The sequence below is a fragment of the Mesorhizobium sp. M0317 genome (assembly GCF_040321555.1).
Taxonomy (GTDB): domain Bacteria; phylum Pseudomonadota; class Alphaproteobacteria; order Rhizobiales; family Rhizobiaceae; genus Mesorhizobium.
Genome location: NZ_JAMYRV010000056.1, coordinates 39,853 through 45,852, shown reverse-complemented (window position 1 = coordinate 45,852; position 6,000 = coordinate 39,853). Strand labels below are relative to the sequence as shown.

Annotated in this window: 4 protein-coding genes, 1 tRNA gene and 1 pseudogene; 1 reads left to right on the top strand and 5 read right to left on the bottom strand. The window is 64.1% G+C overall.

Going from position 1 to position 6,000, the window contains the following annotated elements:
- Window positions 1–90 precede the first annotated feature (90 nt).
- Window positions 91–660: pseudogene (locus NKI88_RS28365) on the bottom strand (YqaA family protein); the annotation flags it as partial.
- Window positions 661–865: 205 nt separating this feature from the next.
- On the opposite strand from NKI88_RS28365, the gene NKI88_RS28360 reads away from it, so the two are divergent.
- Window positions 866–950, top strand: a tRNA-Leu gene (locus NKI88_RS28360).
- 187 nt (window positions 951–1,137) lie between these two features.
- On the opposite strand, the gene NKI88_RS28355 is transcribed toward NKI88_RS28360, so the two are convergent.
- The 4 genes from NKI88_RS28355 to NKI88_RS28340 form a co-directional block, all read right to left on the bottom strand.
- Window positions 1,138–1,713, bottom strand: coding sequence for a cation efflux transmembrane domain-containing protein (locus tag NKI88_RS28355; protein WP_352658735.1), 576 nt, complete (start codon window positions 1,711–1,713; stop codon window positions 1,138–1,140).
- A 139-nt stretch (window positions 1,714–1,852) separates the two neighbouring features.
- Window positions 1,853–3,004 carry a YncE family protein gene (locus NKI88_RS28350; protein WP_023686687.1) on the bottom strand — a complete coding sequence of 384 codons (1,152 nt, stop codon included), beginning with the start codon at window positions 3,002–3,004 and terminating at the stop codon, window positions 1,853–1,855.
- Between the two features lie 75 nt (window positions 3,005–3,079).
- Window positions 3,080–4,360, bottom strand: a complete 1,281-nt coding sequence (locus NKI88_RS28345; RefSeq protein WP_352658733.1) for a GNAT family N-acetyltransferase — start codon at window positions 4,358–4,360, stop codon at window positions 3,080–3,082.
- Entirely contained in the window at window positions 4,360–5,763 is a 1,404-nt protein-coding gene (locus NKI88_RS28340; RefSeq protein WP_352658731.1) for a lipopolysaccharide biosynthesis protein, read from the bottom strand. Before NKI88_RS28340 ends, NKI88_RS28345 begins: the two co-directional genes overlap by 1 nt.
- Window positions 5,764–6,000 lie beyond the last annotated feature (237 nt).

The window sequence follows — 6,000 nt, the reverse complement described above, 5'->3', positions numbered from 1 at the left end:
CCCCCCCCCCCCCCCACTTTTTTTTTTCCCCGCACACGCCGGAATCGGATATCTTGTCGGGTGGGGTGGGTGGGTTTTGTTTAAAAAGATCAACACTATATACTCAAAAACCCGGGCGGGGGCGCGGGCGCCGACGATCAATCCCAAACGCTTCTCGATGAATTCCTTGATCTCTTCGCCATAGCGGCGCAGCAGCCAGGCAAGAAGCAGGAAACGAGCGCCACGCGCCAGGATGGCGGAGACGATGAAGACGAAAAGATTGACGTGGAGGGCGCCTGCCAGAATGGTGACCACCTTGATCGGCGGCAGGTGGGCGGCACCCGATGTGACGAGCAGCACCAGCATCAGCCCGGTGCCGGCCGACTGCCACCTCTCGAACGCGTCAAGGCCGCCAAAGTGCTCCAGCATCGGCCGTGCTATCGTGTCGTAGGCATAGTAACCGATCAGCCAGCCGGCAATGCCGCCCAGCACGGACGCAACGGTGGCGGTCAGCGCGTACCGATAGGCGCGTTCGGGCCGCGCCAACGCCATGGGCAGGTACAAGACGTCGGCAGGTATGAAAAACACCGAGCTTTCGACGAAAGCGATGAAGGCCAGCCACCATTCGGCGGATTTGCGGGCCGCCAGCGACAAGGTCCAGTCGTAAAGTCCGCGAAGCATCGGCTCTCCTGGATGCAGGTTGCCACACGCAACGCGCTTTGATGCGCGTCTGTCTAGAAAGATTTCCCGCGCCGCACAATGGCAGGAGCTTCATGAAACAGAAAGGCGGGCTTTTGCCGCAAGCAGGGCACGGCGGCGCATTTGGCCAGTTGACGAACAGGCCTCCAACCGTATAGTCCGCGCCCATCCAGGCCTTTGGGCCTGAGCCCCTATGGCGGAATTGGTAGACGCGCTCGACTCAAAATCGAGTTCCGCAAGGAGTGCTGGTTCGATTCCGGCTAGGGGCACCATTTTGTATCTCACGCCAGTTCGCTTCGCTCACGGGCTCCGATGGGGCGGCCTGACCGGCCGACGGGCGGTCGCCCTTGCGAACCCTCCGGGTTCGAACAGTGCCTCGACAAAGACCCAGCGGCGGCTGCTGCGAATGACAGCGATAGCGCCAATCAGCGGCGGCCGGTAGCCCCGCTCTACGTGCTCTCAGGCCGCCGCACGGTGTTCTTCACGGGCAGCTTCCCACACTTCGCGGGCCCCGTCGGCGTTCATGACCGCGATCCCCAATCCCACCGCCAAATCGGGCCACGCGGAATGCCAGAGCAAGGCCGTGACGAACCCTGCGGCAATAATGGCGATGTTGGCCAAGGCGTCGTTGCGGGCCGACAGGAAGGCCGCCTTTGTGAGGCTGCCGCCACGATGCCGGTGCGCGGCCAGCATGTAGGCACAGGACAGGTTGACGGCGAGGGCGCCAAGTCCCGCCAAGGTCAAGGCGATGGGCTGCGGCGGCACCGGCACGTTGAACTTCTCCCAAGCCGTCCAGAGCGTTGCCAGACCCGGCATGAGAAGGATGAGCGCCAATGCCATCCCCACCCGCGCACGGGAGCGCACAGACCACCCAAGTGCGAGCAGGATAAGGAGGTTCACGGAAGCATCTTCAAGAAAGTCGATGCTGTCGGCGAACAGGGACACTGATCCAATGGCGAGCGCCACAGCGAACTCGATCCCGAAATAGGCAAGATTGAGAAGCGCGACGATGAGGACGATGCGGCGAAGGTTCATCTTCTGGCAGTATCCGAAACCAGTGTGTGGAGCTACAGCTTCGCGGTTTCCAAGGAAAGCCCCTGCTCGTTCCGGGTCCCGGCCGATGGGCGGTTGCCCTTGCGACCTTTTGCGTTCGAGCCGCGCCTCGAACACGGACTTAGCGCATATTCCCCGTATGGCCTTGGGAATACCGTCCCGGTTGCGGCCACACCGTCAGGCCGTGCGGCTCTGAGCCAACCCGAAACTTGGTCACCGCGCCCGATGTCGTGTCGATCATGTAGGCGGCACTGTCGAAGCGGCCGGACAGCCATAGTTGTTTGCCGTCGGCGCTGACATTGCCCATGTCGGGGCTGCCGCCGCCGGGGATCGGCCATTGCGTGACGACCGCGCGGGTGGCGAAGTCGATCACCGTCACGCTGCCCGGTCCCTTTGCCTGGCCCTGCTCCATCTTGTGCGAGCCCCGGTTCGAGACATAGAGCCGCTTGCCGTCGCGGCTGACGACGAAGCCATGGGCGCCGATGCCGGTCGGGATGAAGCCGATCTCCTTGAAACTGTCGCCATCGACGAGGAACACGCCGTCATTCATCATGTCGGCGACGTAAAAAACCTTGCCGTCGGGCGAGAGGCGGATGTCCTGCGGCATGCCCATTTTCGAGAAGTCGAGATGGCCAAGCACCTTCTGGTTCTTCAGGTCGATCTTTGCCAATCCGCCATTGCCGTATTCGCAGGTGAAGATCGCGTAGGCCCCGTCGACCGAGAATTCGGCGTGGTTGATGCCGGGGCAAGTGGGCGTCGGCAGGCTCGACATTAGCGCCATGGTGTGAGGATCGCGGAAATCGAGCCGCTCCAGGGCTTCGTCGACGACGATGGCCGCGCCCGGCATGAAATACAAATTGTAGGGATCGTCCACGGCGATCTGCGGGCCGGGCTTGCCGGTCATCGGGTCGATCGGCGTCAGGCTGCCGTTCTTGCCGGTGCCATTGTTGGCGACCCAGAGCGTCTTCAGGTCCCAGGACGGCACGACGTGCTGCGGTTTGCTGCCGACCGGGAACCTGTCGACTTCCTTGAGTGTCATGGTGTCGATCACCGTGACGCTGTTGGAGGAGCGGTTCGGCACATAGACGCGCGGCAGTGCACCCAGCGTGGCCGGGCCGAGATGGCTGGCGGCGGTGTGGCTGTAGATGTTGATGGACGGCGCGGGCTCGCTGCAATCCTCGGGACAGCTATCGGCCCAGGCGCGGACAGGCAGCAGCGCAAGCAGCAAAAAGGCCGCACGGGGACCGGCGTGACGCAAAAAGGTTCTGATCATCAGGATGGCTTGTCGTGAAGGCCGGCCGAAATTGCCGCGCGAGCCATAGCTGGTGTCTTGCCGTTGATCCAGTGGCTATCGCCGTCCCAGCAAACTCTTCACGCGGTTGCGCAGCAGGCGGGCCATGTTGCGGGTCTCGCGGTAGAGATGCAGCTGCGAGGCGGCCTGGCGGGCGAGGCGGTCGGCATCCGGGGTCAGCCCGATCACCAGCGAGCCCATCGGCTTGCGCTCGCTCCAGAGCCGGCTCATCACCGGATGGTCGGGCACGGCGCAGGAATCGGTCATCATGATGTTGGGGTCGTCGAGATGCTGCTTGGTCACCTCGATCATCAGCAGCGTGCCCGGCGAATAGGTCGCCAGCGTCTCGTCATAGGCGGTCTTCCAGGTGTAGGCGACGCCGGCTTCGACGAAGACGACCAGGCAGGCGATGGTGCGGCCGTCCAGCGTCAGCGAATGGATCCGGCACAGATCCTGCTCGGCCAACCGGTGCACGGCCTCGCGAGCGAAGGCGGCGCGGTAGCGGTCGATGGCCATGGCGGTGCGCTCGCGGCCCTTCCAGCCGGCGGCTTCCAGCGTCAGGAAGCTTTCGATGGCGTGGCGGATTTCGTCGGGGCCACGCGCCACGAGGTGTTCCAGTTTGCCGAGATCGCCCAGGCGCCGCTTCAGGCGGCGGAACTCGCGATAATGGTGCGAACGCAGCGACGCCTTCAGATAGGCTTCGCCTTCGAGCGTGCTTTCGAGCACCGGCCGGTCCGCCTTGCCGGTGGTGACCATTGTCAGGCCGCGCGTCTCGGCAACGGCTTCAAGCACGCTGGCCAACGGGCCGTCGAGCCGCATGTCGGGCAAAACGAAGACCTTCGGCAGCTTCAGATGCGGCCGCGACAGCATGCCGAAGAAATCCTCGACGACGCCGATCGGGTCGTCGTGGTCGACCAGCGGTGTGCCGATCGGGCCGAACGGGCTCGACCAGGTGCGCATCACCGGAACGCCGAGCGGCACGGCCGGCCTTTCGACCGAGAACGGCACCAGCAGGCGCAGCCGGTTGCGGTATTCGTCGCCGTCACGGATCACCGCCAGCTTGACCTCGCGATCTTCCAGCCGGGGCATGGCCGGCGCCAGAAAGCGCGGGTTGAAGAAGACGTTGGGCTCGATCGTGCGGGTGCACAGATAGTCGAGTTCCTCGACCAGTTCGAAGCCGGCCGAAGCCGGATAGATCGCCAGCTTGCGCAGCGGCCGGTTGTTGGCGAGGATCTCGAGATGCGCCGGATCGGCGTCGCGCGCCAGGCCGGCAAGGCCCGACACCATTGCGCCGGCTGGACCGCCGCTGGTTTCCTCGATCAGCGGGATGGCGGCCATCAGGCGGCTCCCTCGGCAGCGGGCACGAAGATCAGCATGACGATGCCGAGCTTGCGCCAGACGGTGAAGGACAGGGCGCTGGCCTCGAAGACCATGGCGAGGCTGGTGGCGATCGCCGCCCCCCACAGGCCGAAGAGCGGGATGAGCACCACGTTGAGACCGATGTTGAAGGCCAGCGTCATGGCATAGACGGCGGCGCAGATGTTCTGGTTGCCGCTCATCGTCAACAGGCTTTCGCAAGGGCCGACGGCGGCGCGCGCCACGACGCCGAACACCAGCAGGAACAACAGCGGATAGCCGGCGGTGAATTCCGGGCCGAACAGAACCAGCATCGGTTCGCCGAGCGCCAGCACCAGCAGCGCCATAAGCAGCGAGGGCCAGAACGTCCACGACACGGTCTCGCGGGCGAAGGCGGCGAGCTTTTCCGGTTCGCCATGGGTGAACTGCGCATAACGCTGGGCAACGCCGGCCTTGACGGAGAAATAGACGAAATGCACCAGCGCCAGCGTCTTGACGGTGGCGAAGTAGACGGCGACGTCATTGGGCTGGAGATAGGCGCCGACCATCAGCACGTCGGCGTTGGTGAGCAGGAAGAAGAAGCTCTCGACCAGGAAGATCGGCAGCGAGACGATGAACCACTCGGCGAAATGCACCTTCATCGGCCCGGCCGGGATATTCCTGCCCATGCGTGTGGTCACGCCGATGAGCTGGCCGAGCGTGGTGGCGTAGGTGGCGGCGATCGAAGCGAAGATCGCTGTCCTGGCGTCGGGCGCATAGCCCATTGCCAGCATCAGCGCCATCAGCGCCAGGATCAGCACCGGCCGCACCAGATATGTCGGCGACAACGCAAACAACGCCCAGGAATTGGCGCGTGACTGGCCTTGCAGCAGATCGCCCATGGCGATCATCGGCAGGCAGAACAGGCCGAGGATGAAGGGCATCACATAGTAGCTCTCGATCCAGTTCGCGCACAGCCAGACGCCCAGTGCGCCAAGTCCGGCGATCGCGGTCGAGGCAATCAGCACGAACAGGCGGCTGGCGACCACGATGCCGCGCAGCTCGGCCAGCATGTTGCGTTCGCGATATTCGGGGATGAAGCGGATGACCGAGGTGTGGAAGCCGAGGCAGGCGAGGTTGCCGACGATGACCATCGTCACCCAGACGAGGACGAAGATGCCGTATTCGAACGAGCCCATCCAGCGCGCCATCAGCACCTGGCTGATGAAGGCGATGACGGCGCTGACGATGCGGATGGCAAAGGCGATCAGCGACATGCGGCCGGCTTCGCCGCGTTCGTCGGCGGTGAACAGCACCGCATCGATGCGGCCAAGCAGAGGCCCCATGCGCAGCGCCAAGCGCTGCGGCAAGAACCGCCCGGCCGTCGTCGCCGCGGAAAAGCGCACCCCGATGTCTCTCCGTTTTCGGCCTCTTTTCAAGGTTTCGATGTAGCGGAGACACATTAAGAAACGGTTGGGCGGGGTGGCTCCCTTCTCCCCGTCGCTATACGGGGAGAAGAAGGTGCCGGCAGGCGGATGAGGGGCGGCGCGGGCTTTGGGGATTTTGGCGCTGCAGATAAACAGGAGAAACCGCTCGTCTGAAGCGGTCTTATGTAGCAAACGCACCAAAGGCGGCGCGCAATG